This is a genomic window from Janthinobacterium woesei, assembly GCF_051380875.1.
In the GTDB taxonomy this organism is placed as follows: Bacteria; Pseudomonadota; Gammaproteobacteria; order Burkholderiales; family Burkholderiaceae_D; genus Janthinobacterium.
This window is the reverse complement of record NZ_JBNYXW010000013.1, coordinates 154,255-172,624: the sequence shown is the minus strand read 5'-3', so window position 1 is coordinate 172,624 and position 18,370 is coordinate 154,255. Positions and strand designations below refer to the sequence as shown.

The window sequence follows — 18,370 nt, the reverse complement described above, 5'->3', positions numbered from 1 at the left end:
TTAAACCAGCTTGCCAGCTGAAATGGTGATGGTGCGCCCGCAGCGGGCCGCAATCGAGCTGTCGTGGGTCACCAGCACCAGGGTCGAGCCCCGTTCGCGGTTCAGCTCGAACATCAGCTGGATCACGGCCTCTCCGGTGGCCGCGTCCAGGCTGCCTGTGGGCTCGTCGGCAAACAGCAGCGGCGGCTGCGTCACAAACGCCCGCGCCAGCGCCACGCGCTGCTGCTCGCCGCCAGACAGGTATTTCGGATAATGCTTCAGTCGGCTGCCCAGGTTCACTCTGCCCAGCATGGCTTGCGCTTTTTCCTTCGCCTGCGGGTCGCCGCGCAATTCCAGCGGCAGCATAACGTTTTCCAGCGCCGTCAGGTGCGCCAGCAGCTGGAACGACTGGAACACGAAACCCAGCTTTTCCTTGCGAAAACCAGCGCGGCCATCTTCATCGAGGGCGAAGATATCGGTGCCGTCGAGGATGACCTTGCCGTCGCTGGGCGTATCGAGTCCGGCCAGCAAACCGAGCAAGGTAGACTTGCCGGAACCGGAGGCGCCGACGATGGCCAGCGTCTCGGACGTTTGCACGGTAAAATCGACACCGTGCAGTATGGTCAGCTCGCCATCGGCATCGGGTACGCGCTTGGCCAGCTGGACCACTTCGATGGCCGGCTTGGCGTTTTGGCTGTTGGTTGCGGCAGGCCGCTGGGCCGCTGCTTCGGACGGGAGGAAATTGGTGGAAGTCGCTTTAGGGAATTCGGGCATGCTGATCTATCTTAAAAAATTTCGTGAACAAATAAGTTTCAAGGGCAGCCATCGCCTGCGGCGACGCACCCTGTCCTTGCTTCCTGCGGCAACCCTGCTCCTGGTGTCAGGCATGACGAACGCCTATTCTGCACCAAAAACGCTGCTGGTGCTCGGCGATAGCCTCTCGGCCGAGTATGGGCTGGCACGCGGCACGGGCTGGGTGGCGCTGCTGGAACAGCGGCTCAAGGCGCAAAAGAATGACACGCGCATCGTCAACGCCAGCATCAGCGGCGAGACCACCAGCGGCGGGCGGGCGCGCCTGCATGCGCTGCTGGCCAAGCAGCAGCCGGACGTGGTGCTGATCGAACTGGGCGCCAACGACGGCTTGCGCGGCCTGTCGCTGGCTGCCACCGAGGCCAATCTGCGCGCCATGGGCGAGGCGTCGAAGAAGGCTGGCGCGCAAGTGGTGCTGGTGGGCATGCGCATGCCGCCCAACTATGGCCGCGACTATGGCGACAAGTTTTATGCCATGTACGGCAAGCTGGCCAAGGAATGGAAGGCGCCGCTGGTGCCCTTCATGTTCGAGGGCATCGCCGACCAGCCACAACTGTTCCAGGCCGACCGCATGCACCCGAACGCGCAAGCGCATCCGGCGATACTGAAGAATATCTGGCCGCAACTGGCGCCCTTGCTGAAAGCCAAGTAAGCGCGACTATGCCGCAGGCAAAAAAATAGCCGCTCTGGAGCGGCTATTTTTATGGCTGGAAGCTACATGTTACGGCGCTTCCGGTGCTGCGGCTGGGGCAGTGACCGGCTTGACGATCTTCACTTTGGCCTTGCTCTTCAGGTACTCGACATAATCATACATTTCCTGTTGCGCCAGGATGCCGCTGATCTGGTCTTTCTCTTGCTGGCGGCGCGCTGCATCGACTTGCGCCGGCTGTTGCACCTTGGCGATACGGTAGATGCCATAGCCCAGGGCTGGCAGGTCCACGCCCACGTAGGCTGGCAGCTTGCTGGTGTCGGCCTTCATGACTTGCGCGATGGCAGCACGGTTGATACCGTCGAGCTTGCTACGCGATACCCATTGCGCGGCACCGAAACCGGTGGCATCGCCCGAGGCTTTCAAGGCGGCCAGCTTGGTTTCGCCAGCTTTTTTCGCCAGCTTTTCCGCTTCTTCCATCGTCACGCGCTGACGGATCATCGCTTCGACTTCGGCCAGCGGACGCTTGGCCGCCGGCTTGAATTCCACCACGCGGCCAGCGATCAGCACGTTTGGTGCGACGGTCACGGCTTCCGTGTTGCGCTTGTCTTTCAGCGAATCGTTCGAGAAGATGGCCGCCAGGAATTTGGCGTTGTTGAACGGCGCCTTGCCCAGTGCCGGCGATGGCGTGCGCGACAGGTTGGCGACGGTTTCCACTTTCAGCTTCAGCTTGTCAGCCACTGGTTTCAGGCTGTCCGATTGCTCGTACACGGTATTGGTGAACGTTTCCGCCATTTCCGAGTATTTCTTGGCAGAAAATTGCTTGCGCAGGTCGGCCGTGATCTCGCCGCGTACTTCGTCCAGCGCCTTGATGTGCTGTGGCTTGAGCGAGGTGACGGTCAGGATGTGGTAGCCGAAGTCGGAAGCGACGACATCGCTGATGTCGCCCTGCTTGAGCTTGAAGATTGCCGTCTCTACCGGTGCTGGCAGCGCGCCCTTGGCCACGACGTCGAGGTCGCCACCGAGTTCAGCGGAGGCTGGATCTTCCGACTTGGCCTTGGCAATCGCAGCAAAATTGGCTGGCGCCTGGCGTACTTCGGCCAGGATGGCTTCGGCCTTGGCCTTGGCGGCAGCCTTCTCGGCAGCCGATGCGTCTTTCTTGACGGCAACCAGGATATGGCTGGCGCGGCGCGCTTCTTCGGTCGTGTAGGCTTTTTGGTTCTTCGCGTAGTAGCCCCTCACGTCGGCGTCTGTGACATCGACTTGCTCGCCGGCGGCGCTATCGTCGAGCACGACGTATTCGATCTTGGCTTGTTCCGGGATTTCAAAGAACTTGCCGTTCTTGTCGTAGAAAGCCTTGACCATGGCATCCGTCACCTTGACTTCGGCGACGAACTGGGCGATCGGTAACAGCAGTTCCTGCACTTCACGCTCTTCCGAGGTGATGTCCGACAGGCGCTTGGCGACGGTGCTTGGGGCAAAAGCGGTGCCTTGCACGGCGCCGGCCAGTTGCTGCAGGGCCATGTCGCTGCGGCGGCGCGCATCGTACATTTGCGGCGTCATGCCTTGACGGGCCAGCAAGTCCTTGTAGCCTTGCAAGTCGAACTTACCATCAGGCAAGGTCAAGCCGGGGATGTCCAGCACTTCCTTTTGCAGCAAGGCATCGCTGATGACCAGGTGGCTACGGCCCACTTCGGCGGCCACGGCGCGCTCGGCGATCAGGTTGTCGAGGATGCTCTGGCGCGCTTCCGGCGTGTCAAACATTTTCTGGTTGAACTGCTCGCCCATCATCTGGCGATAGCGGTCGATCTGCTGGCGTTGCGCTTCTTCATATTGCTGCTGCGTGACCACCTGATCGCCGACCTTGGCGATGGTGTTCGCGCCGTCGCCGAAGCTCTGGTAGCCACTGATACCGACCAGTGCAAAAGACGGGACGATCACCAGCATCAAGAGAAACTGCATGAAGCGTCGATGGGTACGAATAAATTCAAACATGGTCAGCCAATTCGGGATGAGTGGATCACTATAAAAAAAGGCGAACATGCGTTCGCCTTGATTTCTTCGGCGGAATGGACGGGACAGATGTCCACTTCCCCTTTAGATTCAACAACTTGGCGCTGGAACTAAAGCAGGATTCTGACGCCCAAGCCATTATCTCCTGATTCTACAATGCCCATAGCGCTATAGCAAGAGTAAATCAGGCTGCGCGCCCTGCCCCGGCGGCCCGCACGGCGCCGCTGGCCGCATGGCAGGCATCATCGTCAAAATCGGCGTGGCGCCCAACAGCCATTAAACCCGGCAAAGCTTAAAGCGGATTTAAATGCACGGCATTCTTATTCAAAACGGCACAGGGGGAATTGAAGACAAGATGGCGCGAAGATAATCGGGCGCATAAAAGAAAAACCCGCGCTACTTATTCAGCAGCGCGGGTTTCTATATTCTGGCGGAGCGGACGGGACTCGAACCCGCGACCCCCGACGTGACAGGCCGGTATTCTAACCAACTGAACTACCACTCCTTAAGAGCGTATTTTTTTGGCGGAGCGGACGGGACTCGAACCCGCGACCTCCGACGTGACAGGCCGGCATTCTAACCAACTGAACTACCACTCCGAAAAATACACAGTATTACTTGCATTTGCATTCAGGATCGTTACTCAAAGAATCCCAACCCTGAAATCGCGGCACCCGAAAGCGCCGCCAAATGTTTCCGGTGATTGTCACCTCACCGAAGTCCGTTAGTTTACAGCATCCTTCAAAGCTTTACCAGCTTTAAATTTCGGAACTTTTGCAGCTTCGATCGTGATCGCTTCTTTGGTACGCGGATTGCGGCCGGTACGCTCAGCGCGTTCGCTGACCGAGAAAGTACCGAAACCAACCAAGGTTACGCTGTCGTTGTTTTTCAAAGTTTCCGTCACGCCGCCGATAACAGCGTCGAGTGCGCGCGCAGCGGCGGCTTTGGAAATGTCAGCTTTTTCAGCAATGTGGTCGATCAATTCAGTCTTGTTCACTAGCATCCCCAATTACAAAGGTATAAAACGTTTACCGTATCGTTGCGGCACTTATGGCACCACAGCTGTCCGGCGAAAAAAATGTGCAGGCGTATTAAACAAGCCACACTGTATATGTGTCAAGCGCTTTGGGGGCGCAATTCACGTTTCAATATAAAACAAGCGCTCTAAAAGCGCTTGTTTGGGGAAAACCAGGGTAAAACGTTAGTGTTTTACTACCTCTCCAGCCGCATCAGGCTTGGCTGCGGCGGCCGTGACAGCCTCCACTGCAACCACGTCTGCCAGTGGTTCAGGCATGCGTTCCAGGGCAATTTCCAGCACTTTATCGATCCAGCGCACCGGCACGATCTCCAGCTTGTTCTTGACGTTGTCCGGAATCTCGGCCAGGTCTTTCACGTTTTGCTCTGGAATCAAGACCGTCTTGATGCCGCCGCGATGGGCCGCCAGCAGCTTCTCTTTCAAGCCGCCGATCGGCAATACTTCGCCGCGCAAAGTGATCTCGCCCGTCATTGCCACATCGGCACGCACGGGAATGCCCGTGAAGACCGACACCATCGCCACCGTCATGGCCGCGCCTGCCGAAGGACCATCCTTCGGTGTCGCGCCTTCCGGCACGTGGATATGGATGTCGCTCTTCTCGAACACATCGGCCTTGATGCCCAGGCGCTGTGCCCGGCTGCGCACGACGGTGCGGGCCGCTTCGATCGATTCCTTCATCACGTCGCCCAGGGTACCTGTGCGGATGATGCCGCCCTTGCCCGGCATCGACACGGCTTCGATGGTCAGCAAGTCGCCGCCCACTTCCGTCCACGCCAGACCGACCACCTGGCCCACCTGATTTTCTTTCTCTGCGACACCGAAATCGTAACGGCGCACACCGAGGAATTTATCCAGGTTCTTCGAGTTGACGATGACTTTCTTGTCGGATTTCTTCAGCAGCAGCATCTTGACGACCTTGCGGCAGATCTTCGACACTTCACGCTCGAGCGAACGCACACCGGCTTCGCGCGTGTAGTAGCGGATGATGTCGCGCAAGGCCGACTCGGCCACCGAGATTTCCTCTTCCTTCAAGCCATTGTTCTTGATCTGCTTGGGCAGCAGGTAGCGCTGCGCGATGCTGGTCTTTTCGTCTTCCGTGTAACCGGACAGGCGGATCACTTCCATGCGGTCAAGCAAGGCTGGCGGAATGTTGTACGAGTTCGACGTCGCCACGAACATCACGTCGGACAAGTCGAAATCGACTTCGATGTAATGGTCGGAGAACGTGTGGTTCTGTTCCGGATCGAGCACTTCCAACAAAGCCGACGAAGGGTCGCCACGGAAATCGGCGCCCATCTTGTCGACTTCATCGAGCAGGAACAGAGGATTGCGCACGCCGACTTTCGCCAGCGATTGCAATATCTTGCCCGGCATCGAGCCGATGTAGGTGCGCCGATGGCCGCGGATTTCCGCTTCATCGCGCACGCCGCCCAGGGCCATGCGCACGAACTTGCGGTTCGTGGCACGGGCGATGGACTGCCCCAGCGAGGTCTTGCCCACGCCCGGAGGGCCGACGAAGCACAGGATAGGCGCTTTCAGCTTGTCGACGCGCTGTTGCACCGCGAGGTATTCCAGGATGCGTTCCTTGACCTTGTCGAGGCCGTAGTGGTCGCCTTCGAGCACTTTTTCCGCATTCGCCAGGTCGTTATTGACCTTGGATTTCTTTTTCCAAGGCAAGTTGACCAGCGTGTCGATGTAGTTGCGCACGACGGTGGCTTCGGCCGACATCGGCGACATCAGCTTGAGCTTCTTCAACTCGTTGGTAGCCTTGTCGAGCGCTTCCTTCGGCATCTTGGCCGAAGCGACTTTTTTCTCCAGCTCGTCGAGGTCGGCACCATCTTCGCCCTCGCCCAGTTCTTTCTGGATCGCCTTGACTTGCTCGTTCAGGTAGTACTCGCGCTGCGATTTTTCCATCTGGCGCTTGACGCGGCCACGGATGCGCTTTTCCACCTGCAAAATGTCGAGCTCGCCTTCGAGCTGGCCCAGCAGGTGTTCGAGGCGCTTGGCCACGCTGAAAATTTCCAGGATGACTTGTTTTTGCTCCAGCTTCAGGGGCAGATGGGCAGCCACCGTGTCGGCCAGGCGGCCGGCATCGTCGATGCCCGACAGCGAGGCGAGGATTTCAGGCGGGATCTTCTTGTTCAGTTTGACGTACTGGTCGAACTGCTGCACGATCGCGCGGCGCATGGCTTCGACTTCCGACTCGTCGCCCGGCTCGGACTCAAGCGGCGTCAGGTCGGCGATGAAATGCGTGGGCGCATCGCTGATGTGGTTGATACGGGCACGCTGCGCGCCTTCGACCAGCACCTTGACGGTGCCATCGGGCAACTTCAGCATTTGCAGAATATTGGCAACGCAGCCAATTTCATAGATATCGGAAGGGGACGGCTCGTCCTTCGCGGCTGCTTTTTGGGCGGCAAGCATGATGCTCTTGCCCTGCTCCATTGCAGCTTCAAGCGCCTTGATCGACTTTGGACGGCCAACGAACAGCGGTATCACCATATGCGGGAAAACTACAACATCCCGCAACGGCAATAACGGCAGTTGAGTTTGCTCAGTTAATTTGGAAGTTGTCATGGCGTACCTTATAGAAAGCGTGTTTACGATGTTGGCGCTCGCTGCCAAAACACAAGACCGGCGAGAATAATTATTTCTGTGAAACAAACATCACTGTCTATTTCGCAAAACACACCCGCATGACTCTCATTGCAGTCTCAAGAGTAAAAAAGCCACGCGCAGCTAAGCGCCGCGAGTGGCTTTTCGATTGAAGCCTGCACTGATTGATTTAAATTGTACTGCCATGCCTAAAGGATGCAAAACCCTTTTTATGCATTTAACACGGCAGCAATCAATTTTCTCCGGAGGCTTTGGCAGTCTCTTGGTAAATCAACAAAGGTTTGGCGCCGCTGGTGATGGTATTTTCGTCGATGACGACCTTCACCACATTTTGTTCGCTCGGCAGTTCGTACATGACGTCCAGCAAAGCGTGTTCCAGGATGGAACGCAGGCCACGGGCGCCCGTCTTGCGCGCCAGTGCCTTCTTGGCGATCGCATGCAGAGCGGCCGGACGAATCTCCAGTTCCGCGCCTTCCATCTCCAGCAGCTTCGAATACTGCTTGATCAGCGCATTCTTCGGCTCGACCAGGATCTGGATCAGCGCCTCTTCCGTCAATTCCGCCAGGGTGGCGATGACAGGCAGGCGGCCCACCAGTTCCGGGATCAGGCCGAACTTGACCAGATCTTCCGGTTCCGCTTGCAGCATCAGTTCGCTCGCCGAGCTTTGCGACTTGCTGCGCACGGTCGCCGAGAAGCCGATGCCGCTCTTCTCGGAGCGGTTGGCGATCACTTTCGACAGGCCATCGAAGGCGCCGCCGCAGATGAACATGATGTTGGTCGTGTCGATCTGTACGAAATCCTGGTTCGGGTGCTTGCGTCCGCCTTGTGGCGGCACGGAAGCCATCGTTCCCTCGATGAGTTTGAGCAAGGCTTGCTGCACGCCTTCACCCGACACATCGCGCGTGATCGACGGATTGTCGGACTTGCGCGAAATCTTGTCGATTTCATCGATGTAGACGATGCCGCGCTGGGCTTTCTCGACATCGTAGTTGCAGCTTTGCAGCAACTTCTGGATGATGTTTTCCACGTCCTCACCCACATAACCGGCTTCGGTCAGGGTGGTGGCGTCGGCGATCACGAACGGCACGTTGAGCATGCGCGCCAGGGTCTGGGCCAGCAGGGTCTTGCCCGAGCCGGTAGGACCGACCAGCAAGATGTTGCTCTTGGCCAGTTCGATGTCGTCTTTCTTGCCCAGGTGCTTGAGGCGCTTGTAATGGTTGTACACCGCCACCGACAGGATGCGCTTGGCAGTCTGCTGGCCGATCACGTACTGATCGAGCAAGGCCGCAATTTCTTGCGGCGTTGGCAGGTCGGATTTGGTACCGGTCACCGTCTCGATGCTGGACGTTTCATCACGGATGATGTCGTTGCACAAGTCGATGCACTCGTCGCAAATGAACACGGACGGGCCGGCGATGAGTTTCTTCACCTCGTGCTGGCTTTTGCCGCAGAACGAGCAATACAGTAATTTTTCGCCGCTAGAGGATTTTTTGTCTGACATAAGGCATTTTGGTTGGAACTGCATTAACAATATTGCAAAATCGCAAGCCGAGTGTAACTACTTGCCCCGAAAGGCAGGCACGGATGGCGCAAGGCAGCGTGCACAAGCTCCATGCTACCCGAAATAAAAGCGAAACGCCCGAACGTTTGATCGCCCGGGCGTTTACTTACGTACTTAGCAATACCGGTAGGGGCTCATCAAGCGCGGCTGGTCAACACTTTGTCGATCAAGCCATACTCGACAGCCTCGTCGGCGGACATGAAACGGTCGCGGTCGGTGTCCTTGGCGATCTGTTCGATCGACTGGCCCGTGCGCTCGGCCATGATGCCGTTCAAGCGACTGCGCAGGTAAAGGATTTCCTTCGCCTGGATCTCGATGTCGGACGCCATGCCTTGCGAACCACCGGACGGCTGGTGAATCATGATGCGCGAGTTCGGCAGCGAGAAACGCTTGCCCTTGGCACCAGCGGCCAGCAGGAAAGCGCCCATCGACGCGGCCATCCCCGTACACAGGGTCGAGACGTCCGGCTTGATGAACTGCATGGTGTCGTAGATGGCCATGCCGGCCGAAACCGAACCACCTGGCGAGTTGATGTAGAGCGAGATTTCCTTTTCCGGATTTTCGCTCTCCAGGAACAGCAGCTGGGCGACAACCAGGTTGGCCATCTGGTCATTGACCGGGCCGACCATGAAAATCAAGCGTTCCTTCAGCAGGCGCGAGTAAATATCATACGAGCGCTCGCCGCGACCGCTTTGTTCCACCACCATCGGCACCAGGCCGAGCATCTCTGTGTCCAGCGCTGGATTACGGTTCATACCTGTCATTTCATTTCCTTGTGAAGCAGTTAGGGGACGCCGTCTCAGCCTTGCGGCAATAACGGCATCCGGATACCAACTGGTTTACGCTTGTGCGTTGCTTCCCATCAGTTCGTCGAAAGCAACTGCTTTCGTCGTGACTTTCGACAGGCCCAACACGTAAGTGACGACGTTTTCTTCCAATACAAGGGCTTCGATCTCACCCAGACGACGACGGTCGCTGTAGTAGTACTTCAGCACTTCGCGTGGATCTTCGTAGCTTTGGGCGAAATCTTCGATTTGCGCTTTGACTTGCTCAGGCGTTGCCTGCAGGTTGTTGTCGCCCACCAGTTGCGACAGGATCAGGCCCAGGCGTACGCGACGCTCGGCTTTTTCTGCGAACAGTTCTGCTGGGAAGGGCACGTCCTTGACGTTCATGCCGCGCTGCGCCATGTCTTGACGGGTCATTTCGGCCAGACGCTCGGAATCTTGACCGATCAGCGTTTTTGGCACTTCCAGCTCAGCAACTTTGATCAGCGCGTCCATGACGGCTTCCTTGTTGCGTGCTTTCACGCGGCCAGCGACTTCACGTTGCAGGTTGACTTTGATGTCTTCGCGCATTTTGGCCAGGTCGCCATCGGCAACGCCCAGGGACTTGGCGAATTCAGCATCGACTTCCGGCAGGTGGGCCCATTCCAGCTTTTGCAGGGTGATGGTGAACGATGCGGTTTTGCCGGCAACGTCCTTGCCATGGTAGTCCTCTGGGAACGACAGTGGGAAAGTCTTAGCCTCGCCAACTTTCAGGCCCAGGGTCGCGGCTTCGAATTCTGGCAGCATGCGGCCTTCGCCCAGCACGAAAGCGTAGCCTTCAGCTTTGCCGCCTGGGAATTCAACGCCGTCGATAGCACCGACGAAGTCAACCGTCACGCGGTCGCCGCTGGCAGCAACTGGCTCGCCGCCATCGCCGTGTTCGCCAGCTTCGCCCTTGGTGTGGAAGTGCACGCGCTGCTTGCGCAGGATGTCGATGGTCTTGTCGATTTCGGCTTCCGACACGTCCGCTTGCACGGCTTCGATTTCAACGGCCGTCAGGTCGCCGATGGCGACTTCCGGGTACACTTCGAAGGTCGCGTCGAAAGCCAGTTCGCCTTCTGCTGCTTCTTCTTTCGCTACGATGTTAGGGAAACCGGCGACGCGCAGGTTGTTTTCGTTGGCGGCGTCGTTGAAAGCGCGGCCGACTTTGTCGTTCAGCACTTCGGATTCGATTTGGTAGCCATATTGTGCGGCGACCATTTTCAACGGCACTTTGCCCGGACGGAAGCCCGGTGCCTTAGCCGTACGGGCTTGCACTTTCAGGCGCTTCTCAACTTCCGTGCGGACGTCCGTCAGCGGGAAGGAGATCGTGATACGACGTTCGAGTTTGCCCAAGGTTTCGACTGCAGTTGCCATGTAAAAAATCGTCCAAAAAATAAACACTGTTGGTGCGAGAAAAGAAGACCCGACCCCTTGCGCCATTATTGGCGACAAGACATGGGTCCAGCTTCACTCGCTCGCATATTCATCTGTAACGTACTGCAAGCAGCACGATGGACCTGGTCTACCCGGCGCAGGGAAAACCCCCACCAGGCACCAAACAATCCGCCGCTTCCAATACTGCGACAGGGCTCCGAGCGTCCAGCCATGCTTCTAAGTAAATCGCAGGGCCGGCCATCATTCGGTAAAGCGTGGCATTATAACAAAGGACTTCGGGGAGTGGCTGGCTTTGCGGCCCGGCCACAGAGGATTCCAGCGGCGGCGAACGAGTCGCCACAACCTGGGTCTGCCCTGTCTTTACTCTTGTCCGGCATTCTTTATTTCGCCAGAGACAGGCTTTCCAGCCTGCTTCGTTCATTAGTATATGCGAACTGTCGCTCCGTCCGAAACAAAGAAATGCGCTCTTGGCGAAGATTTCGGGCAAAAACCCGTTGATTTGCCTCAATTTGGCCATTTTTTGAGCAAGCCGAGGCTAGCCCCCTGCCCTGACCCTGCATTTTGGACAGAAAACAGCGCATGCAATGGCGCGCCGAAAGGCAAGCGCAATAGGTAAGAAAAAGAAAAGTTGCCTGCAGCGAGGCACTGGCGTACGTGTCAGTAAAGATTGTCAGTAAAGACTATTTGATGGTGCTGCACTACCGGGCTGGAACAACCCGGTTTGGTGCGGATGGGGAGACTCGAACTCCCAAGCCGAAGCACTGGCTTCTAAGACCAGCGTGTCTACCAATTCCACCACATCCGCATATTTGCACTACTTGCCGCAGGCTACTCGCCTGTGGCCCCCTGATTCTAACAACTCAGGAGCATTCTGGCTACCATGGACTTGCCTGGCAAGCTTGCGGTAAAGCAAAGGCGGCATTCTACTGGATTTCCCAGAGGAATGCCGCCTTTTTTATATCTACCGGCTATAGCTAGCCCTTAGCTTCCATCCGTGCCCAACGCCACCGGTTTCTTAACCCTGAACCAGGCCGCGTACAGCGCCGGCAGGAACAGCAACGTCAAGGCCGTGGCAGGATCAGGCCGCCCATGATGGCCACTGCCCTGCGTGATCCTCCCCAGAAGACCGAGCGCGACAGGGAGATCATCGCCAGCGCGGCGGCCTTTCCCTGCTAAGCCGTGTCCTTGTTCAGCGCCACCGGCTTCTTGACCCTGAACCAGGCCGCGTACAGAGCCGGCAGGAACAGCAAGGTCAAGGCCGTGGCCAGGATCAGGCCGCCCATGATGGCCACCGCCATCGGCCCCCAGAACACGGAGCGCGACAAGGGGATCATGGCCAGTGCGGCGGCGGCCGCCGTCAGCACGATGGGGCGGCAGCGGCGCACGGCCGAGTCGATGATGGCATCCCACGGCGCCGAACCATCCTTGATGTCTTGCTCGATCTGGTCGACGAGGATCACCGAGTTGCGGATGATCATGCCGAATAGCGCGATGACACCCAGGTTAGCCACGAAGCCCAGCGGGCGGTGCAGCAACAGCAAGGCAAACGCAGCGCCCGCCACGCCCAGCGGACCTGTGAGAAACACCAGCAGGGAGCGCGAGAAGCTGTGCAATTGGAGCATCAGCAAGGTGAAAATAATAAAGATCGCCAGCGGCAGGTTTGCCGCGATCGATGCCTCCGCCTCGCCGCTGTCAGCCGCCACGCCCTTTACCGTGATGCGGTAGCCGGCCGGCAAGCTGGCGCGCAAGGCATCGAGCTGCGGCGCCAGCTGCGTCGACACCGTCGCGCCCTGGATGGCGTCGACCACGTCCGACTGCACGGTAATGGCCCATTCTCGCTTGTCGCGCCAGACCACGCCCGGTTCCCACACGAAATGCACGCGGGCCAGTTGCGAAATCGGCACGGATTTGCCAGTTGCCGTCGGGATATTCGTGTCGTTCAACACGGAAATCGTCGCCCGCTCCGCCAGTGGCTGGCGTACCTGGATATCGATCAGCTTGTTGTCTTCGCGGAACTGGCCGATGACCGTGCCCGAAAGGATGGTATTGGCCGCCTGCATCACCGTTTTCGAGGTGACGCCCAGCGCGCGCATCTTGTCCTGGTCCAGGTCCAGGCGCAGCACCTTCACCGATTCATTCCAGTTGTCGTTCACGCCCAGGGTGTTCGCATTGGCGCGCATGATGTCCTTGACCTGGTCGGCAATGGCGCGCACGCCGGCCACTTCCGGCCCCGTGACGCGAAATTGCACGGGATACGGCACCGGTGGCCCGTTCGGCAACAGTTTGACCCTGCCCCGCACTTCCGGGAAATCTTTCTTGAAGACATCGACGATTTCCTGGCGCAAGCGTTCGCGCTGCGCCAGGCTCTTCGGCAATACCACCACTTGCGACACGTTGGTCTGCGGGAAGATCTGGTCCAGCGGCAAGTAGAAGCGGGGACTGCCCGTGCCGACATAGCTGGTGACGCTTTCCACGCCGTCCAGCTTGGCCACAAAAGCTTCGAATTTTTTCACCTGCGCCTCATTCGCGGCAAACGTCGTGCCTTCGGGCGACCATAGCTCGACCATCAGCTCGGGACGGCTGGAATCGGGGAAGAATTGCTTTTCGATAAAACTGAAGCCATAGATACCCAGCGCAAAGATGGCCAGGGTGGCGGCAATGGTCGTCTTGCGCCATTCCACGCACCAGGTAACGGCGCGGCGAAAGCGGCGGAAGTTCGGCGTATCGAACAATTCATGGTCGTTATTCGCGTGCGGCTTGACTTTCAACAAGACGTAACCGATGTAGGGCGTGAAGACCACGGCCACCACCCACGAGATGATCAGGGCCAGCGCATTGACGGAGAACAGGGAAAACGTGTATTCGCCGGCCGTCGACTTGGCCAGGCCGATGGGCAAAAAGCCCGCTACCGTAATCAGCGTCCCCGTCAGCATGGGCATGGCCGTCGAGGTATAGGCGAAGGTGGCCGCGTCGAAGCGGGAAAAACCCTCTTCCATCTTGCGCACCATCATTTCGACGGCGATGATGGCGTCATCGACCAGCAGGCCCAGCGCGATGATCAGGGCGCCCAGCGAAATCTTGTGCAAGTCGATGTCGAGCAGGCGCATGCACAGGAACGTCACGGCCAGCACCAGCGGGATGGTCAGCGCCACCACCAGGCCAGGGCGCACGTCGATGCGCAGCGGTTTCGTGTGCAAACCCAGCGCGACAAAGCTGACGGCCAGCACGATCAAAATGGCTTCGATCAGCGTATGCACGAACTCGCCCACGGAAGCGGACACGGATTCCGGCTGGTTCGACACGCGCTGCAGCTCTATGCCAACCGGCAACTCGCTCTTCATGCGGTTCACCGTCGCTTGCAAGGCCTTGCCCATGTCGATGATATTGCCGCCCTTCTCCATCGACACGCCCAGGCCGATCACTTCCTTGCCATTGAAGCGCATCTTGTCCTTCGGCGGATCGGCGAATTCGCGCTGCACGGTGGCAAAGTCGCCCAGGCGGAAGGTGGTGCCGCTGGCGCGCAGCTCCAGGTTTTCCAGGTCTTTTACCGTCACCATGGCGCCCGTCACGCGCACTTGCAGGTTGTCCGTGGGCGTGACCAGCACGCCAGTGGCGTTGACGCTGTTTTGCTCGGACAGTTGCTGCACGATGGCGTCGAACGGGATGCCCAGCTGGGCGAATTTCTTGTGCGAAAAGATGATGTTGATCTTTTCATCTTGCACGCCGAACAGTTCCACCTTCGACACTTGCCCCACAGCAAGCAACTCTTGGCGCACCTTGTCCGCGTAATCCTTCATTTCCGCATACGTAAAGCCGTCGCCGGACAGGGCGAAGATGGAGCCATACGTGTCGCCAAACTCATCATTGAAGAACGGCCCCACCACGCCGGCGGGCAAGGTGCCCTTGATGTCGCCAATCTTCTTGCGCACCTGGTACCAGGCGGCCGCCGTTTCCTTGGGCGGCGCCGATTCGCGCAATTCCAGCAAGATCAAGGTTTCGCCCGGCTTCGAATAGCTGGTGATTTCATCAATATATGGCGTCTCCTGCAGTTTCTTTTCCAGCTTGTCCGTCACCTGCTCGGCCATCTGCAGCGCCGTGGCACCGGGCCAGTACGCCTGCAAGACCATGGCGCGGAAGGTGAACGGCGGATCTTCGTCCTGGCCCAGGCTGGCATAGCTGAGCATGCCGCCGATCAGCAGCACGGCCATCAGGTAGCGCGTCAGCGGGATGTGTTCCAGGGCCCAGCGTGACAGATTGAAGCCGCCCTTCATTTGGCGGCTCCTGGCGTGCCGGCGGACGCGGCAGCCGCTGCCGTTGCCGCTGCCGTTGCCGTTGCCGTTGCCGCGCCCAGGATGGACACTTTCTGGCCCGGCTTGAGCAGGTTGACGCCGGCCGTCACCACCGTCTGGCCCGCCTTCACGCCCGAGGTCAGCAGCAATTCATTGCCGGCCACGCCGCCCACTGTCACGGGCACGCGCTTCACGGCGCCGCTTTCCACCACCCACACGGAACTTTGCGATTTCTCATTGAACAGGGCCGTCAAGGGCACCTTGATTTGCGGCGTGGCCGTTTGCGAAGCGAACTGCACCACGGCCGTCATGCCCAGGCGAACTTGCGGCGCGTCCGCAATGCTGACCTTGGCCAGGTAGGTGCGCGTGGCCGGATCGGCCACGGGCGATATTTCGCGGATCTTGCCCGGCAGCGCCTGTTGCGGGTCGGCCCACAGGCGCACCACCACATCCTTGACTTGGCGCAAGGTCTCGACCTTGTCTTCCGGAATGCCGATCACGACTTCCTTCTCGCCGCTCCTGGCCACCACCACCACGGGCGTGCCAGGCGCCACCACTTGCCCAACTTCTGCCTCGATGCGCGTGACGACGCCATCGGCATCGGCCAGCAGGCTGGCATAGCCGGACTGGTTGGCCTGGCCACGGTAGGCGGCCTGCGCCGCTTCCACATTCGCTTGCGCCGCCTTGTAGCTGGCATCCTTGCTATCGAGCACGGCCTGGCTGACAAAATTTTTCTCGCGCAAGTCCTGGTAACGCTTCAGCTCGGCGCGCGCCAGATCGCGGTTCGTTTCCGCGCTGGCCAGCGCCGCCTTCGCCTGCGCCTGCGCCAGCTGCAAGTCGACGGGGTCGAGCTGCATCAGCACTTGGCCCTTCTTGACGATAGCGCCCACATCGACCTTGCGCGCAACAATCTTGCCGCCCACGCGGAAACCAAGCTGCGACGCCACGCGCGGCACGACCTCGCCCGCCAGTTCAGCACGCACATCGACATTGCTGCTAGACAACACAATGGCGCGTACAGGGCGCACGTCTTCCACTTTCGGCGCCGGCTTGGAACAGGCGGCCAACGTAGTTGCAACAACAGTGGCCAGGGCGGCGGCGGCCAACAGGCGCAGGGCAGGAACAGCAGGTGTGCCGGTCTCGCGGCGGAGGGTTTTCAGGGCAAACAAGGTATTTTCCTTTACTATTCGGGCTGTAAGATTTTTACGTGAAGAAACTTTTTGCTTGCCAACTGAAGGGAGCCAAACTTTTTCGCACGCGATATCCTTAAATTTGTGACAATATCAGCGTAGTCATGGCAAGTGGCGGCTCGCCACTTAATGACTTTCTGGTTATTAATTATAATCGCGACTAAAATTTTTAGTGACTTTTGCGTCATTAATTTTGAGACGCGCATCGTCCGGCAAAAACTGCGGCTTGTGCGGGTGCCGTACAAAACTGCAAGACTAGAGAAGTGTGTTCATGCCTGTAGACCATTACGAGAATTTCCCTGTAGCATCATTTTTACTGCCACGCCGCCTGGTGCCGGCCGTCGAAGCCATCTATGCCTTCGCCCGCAGCGCCGACGACCTGGCCGACGAAGGCGACGCCACGCCGGCCGAACGCCTGGCCGCCCTGCATGCCTACGAAGAGGCCCTGGGCCGCATCGCGCGCCAGGAAGCGCTGCCTGAGCCGATGTTCGAGCGCCTGGGCGCCGTCATCGCCACATTCCAGCTGCCACTCAAACCGTTCTACGATTTACTCTCCGCCTTCAAGCAGGATGTGGAAACGACGCGCTACGCCCATTACGAAGACGTGCTCGACTACTGCGCCCGCTCCGCCAACCCCGTCGGCCTGCTGATGCTGCACCTGTATGGCGCGGCCGATGAAGAGAATGTACGCGATTCCGACGCAATATGTTCAGCTTTGCAACTAATTAATTTCTTGCAAGACGTCGCCATCGACCAGCAAAAAGAGCGCATCTACCTGCCGATGGAAGACCTGACCCGTTTTGCCGTCTCGCCCGCCGCCTTCGAGCGGCCCGAGGCGCACGGCAAGTGGAGCGCGCTGATGCGCTTTGAAGTGGCGCGCACGCGGGCCCTGATGCTCAGCGGTGCGCCGCTGGCCCTGCGCCTGCGCGGGCGCATCGGCTGGGAATTGCGGCTGGTGGTGCAAGGGGGCTTGCGCATCCTCGAATGCATCGAAGCGGTCAATTACGACGTCTTCCGGCGCCGGCCCAAGCTCGAAAAACGCGACTGGCTGATCATTTTCTGGCGCGCCTTGCGCATGTCGCGCAAAAGCCTGCGTCAAGAGACGCAAGTAAAAACGGCTTTTCCCCCGTCGCCCACGGTGTAAGACGATAGAATAGCGGCTTCGATCTGCAACCCTTGCTCTTTTGACTATGTCTCCCGACGAATACTGCCAACAAAAAGCCGCCCAGAGCGGCTCCAGCTTCTACTACAGCTTCCTGTTCCTGCCGGCCGAGCGCCGCAAGGCCATCACGGCCCTGTACGCCTTCTGCCGCGAAGTCGATGACACGGTCGATGAATGCACGGACGAAGCCGTGGCACGCACCAAGCTGGTGTGGTGGCGCAAGGAAGTCAAGGCTATGTATGGAGGCAGCTCTTCGCACCCTGTGACGCGCGCGCTGCAGCCGCACCTGGACGTGTATAAGCTGGAAGAAAAGCATTTGCAGGCGATCATCGACGGCATGGAAATGGACTTGAACCAGACCCGCTACCTCGATTACCAGGCCATGAGCCGCTATTGCTGGCATGTGGCCAGCGTGGTGGGCATCTTGTCGGCCAGCATCTTTGGCGCCACGCGCCCGGAAACCTTGCTGTATGCGGAAAAGCTGGGCCATGCCTTCCAGCTGACCAACATCATCCGCGACGTGGGCGAAGATGCGCGCAAGGGGCGCATCTACCTGCCGATCAGCGAATTGCAGCAATTTAATGTGACGGCGGCCGACCTGCTGAACGCGCGCCACAGCGAGAACTTTGAAAACCTCATGCGTTTCCAGGTGGCACGCGCGCAAACCGCGTATGACGAAGCCTTCGCCCTGCTGCCAGCCGAGGATCGCCGCGCCCAGCGCCCGGGCCTGATCATGGCCGCCATCTACCGCACCTTGCTCAATGAAGTCGAGCGCGACGGTTATCACGTGCTGCAACAGCGCATTTCGCTAACGCCGATCCGCAAACTGTGGCTGGCCTGGAAGACCTGGGTTCGTGGCTAAAA

12 protein-coding genes and 3 tRNA genes are annotated in these 18,370 nt (G+C 58.8%); 3 read left to right on the top strand and 12 right to left on the bottom strand.

Features of this window, described 5'->3' with window-relative positions:
- Nucleotides 1-753: an ABC transporter ATP-binding protein gene (locus ACQ4W6_RS16915; protein WP_436568320.1), complete on the bottom strand. Its 753-nt coding sequence runs from the start codon at nucleotides 751-753 to the stop codon at nucleotides 1-3.
- Here ACQ4W6_RS16915 and ACQ4W6_RS16910 point away from each other — a divergent pair.
- Entirely contained in the window at nucleotides 752-1,441 is a 690-nt protein-coding gene (locus ACQ4W6_RS16910; protein WP_436568319.1) for an arylesterase, read from the top strand. The genes ACQ4W6_RS16915 and ACQ4W6_RS16910 overlap by 2 nt on opposite strands.
- 69 nt (nucleotides 1,442-1,510) lie before the next feature.
- On the opposite strand, the gene ACQ4W6_RS16905 is transcribed toward ACQ4W6_RS16910, so the two are convergent.
- From ACQ4W6_RS16905 to ACQ4W6_RS16855, 11 genes are all read right to left on the bottom strand, one after another.
- Nucleotides 1,511-3,433 carry a SurA N-terminal domain-containing protein gene (locus ACQ4W6_RS16905; protein ID WP_436568318.1) on the bottom strand — a complete coding sequence of 641 codons (1,923 nt, stop codon included), beginning with the start codon at nucleotides 3,431-3,433 and terminating at the stop codon, nucleotides 1,511-1,513.
- A gap of 446 nt (nucleotides 3,434-3,879) precedes the next feature.
- A tRNA-Asp gene (locus ACQ4W6_RS16900) sits at nucleotides 3,880-3,956 on the bottom strand.
- Between the two features lie 17 nt (nucleotides 3,957-3,973).
- Nucleotides 3,974-4,050: transfer RNA gene (locus ACQ4W6_RS16895), tRNA-Asp, on the bottom strand.
- A 125-nt stretch (nucleotides 4,051-4,175) separates the two neighbouring features.
- Nucleotides 4,176-4,448, bottom strand: a complete 273-nt coding sequence (locus ACQ4W6_RS16890; protein WP_010398442.1) for an HU family DNA-binding protein — start codon at nucleotides 4,446-4,448, stop codon at nucleotides 4,176-4,178.
- A 204-nt stretch (nucleotides 4,449-4,652) separates the two neighbouring features.
- Nucleotides 4,653-7,064: an endopeptidase La gene (gene lon / locus ACQ4W6_RS16885; protein ID WP_436568317.1), complete on the bottom strand. Its 2,412-nt coding sequence runs from the start codon at nucleotides 7,062-7,064 to the stop codon at nucleotides 4,653-4,655.
- 271 nt (nucleotides 7,065-7,335) lie between these two features.
- Nucleotides 7,336-8,604 (bottom strand): ATP-dependent Clp protease ATP-binding subunit ClpX, encoded by a 1,269-nt coding sequence (clpX, locus tag ACQ4W6_RS16880; protein WP_010398446.1) that lies wholly within the window; start codon nucleotides 8,602-8,604, stop codon nucleotides 7,336-7,338.
- 197 nt (nucleotides 8,605-8,801) lie between these two features.
- The gene (clpP, locus tag ACQ4W6_RS16875; RefSeq protein ID WP_436568316.1) at nucleotides 8,802-9,419 is read right to left on the bottom strand and encodes an ATP-dependent Clp endopeptidase proteolytic subunit ClpP; all 618 of its coding nucleotides are present in this window, start codon (nucleotides 9,417-9,419) and stop codon (nucleotides 8,802-8,804) included.
- Between the two features lie 84 nt (nucleotides 9,420-9,503).
- Nucleotides 9,504-10,844, bottom strand: coding sequence for a trigger factor (tig, locus tag ACQ4W6_RS16870; RefSeq protein ID WP_436568315.1), 1,341 nt, complete (start codon nucleotides 10,842-10,844; stop codon nucleotides 9,504-9,506).
- Nucleotides 10,845-11,587: 743 nt separating this feature from the next.
- Nucleotides 11,588-11,670: transfer RNA gene (locus ACQ4W6_RS16865), tRNA-Leu, on the bottom strand.
- A gap of 367 nt (nucleotides 11,671-12,037) precedes the next feature.
- Nucleotides 12,038-15,136 carry an efflux RND transporter permease subunit gene (locus ACQ4W6_RS16860; protein WP_436568314.1) on the bottom strand — a complete coding sequence of 1,033 codons (3,099 nt, stop codon included), beginning with the start codon at nucleotides 15,134-15,136 and terminating at the stop codon, nucleotides 12,038-12,040.
- Complete coding sequence (locus tag ACQ4W6_RS16855) at nucleotides 15,133-16,323, bottom strand: efflux RND transporter periplasmic adaptor subunit (RefSeq protein WP_436568313.1); 1,191 nt, start codon at nucleotides 16,321-16,323, stop codon at nucleotides 15,133-15,135. Before ACQ4W6_RS16855 ends, ACQ4W6_RS16860 begins: the two co-directional genes overlap by 4 nt.
- Before the next feature lie 292 nt (nucleotides 16,324-16,615).
- Here ACQ4W6_RS16855 and hpnC point away from each other — a divergent pair, with 292 nt between their 5' ends.
- Both hpnC and hpnD read left to right on the top strand, forming a co-directional pair.
- A complete protein-coding gene (gene hpnC / locus ACQ4W6_RS16850; RefSeq protein WP_436568312.1) occupies nucleotides 16,616-17,488 on the top strand; it encodes a squalene synthase HpnC in 873 nt (290 codons plus the stop codon).
- Between the two features lie 46 nt (nucleotides 17,489-17,534).
- Nucleotides 17,535-18,368 (top strand): presqualene diphosphate synthase HpnD, encoded by an 834-nt coding sequence (gene hpnD / locus ACQ4W6_RS16845; protein ID WP_436568311.1) that lies wholly within the window; start codon nucleotides 17,535-17,537, stop codon nucleotides 18,366-18,368.
- Nucleotides 18,369-18,370 lie beyond the last annotated feature (2 nt).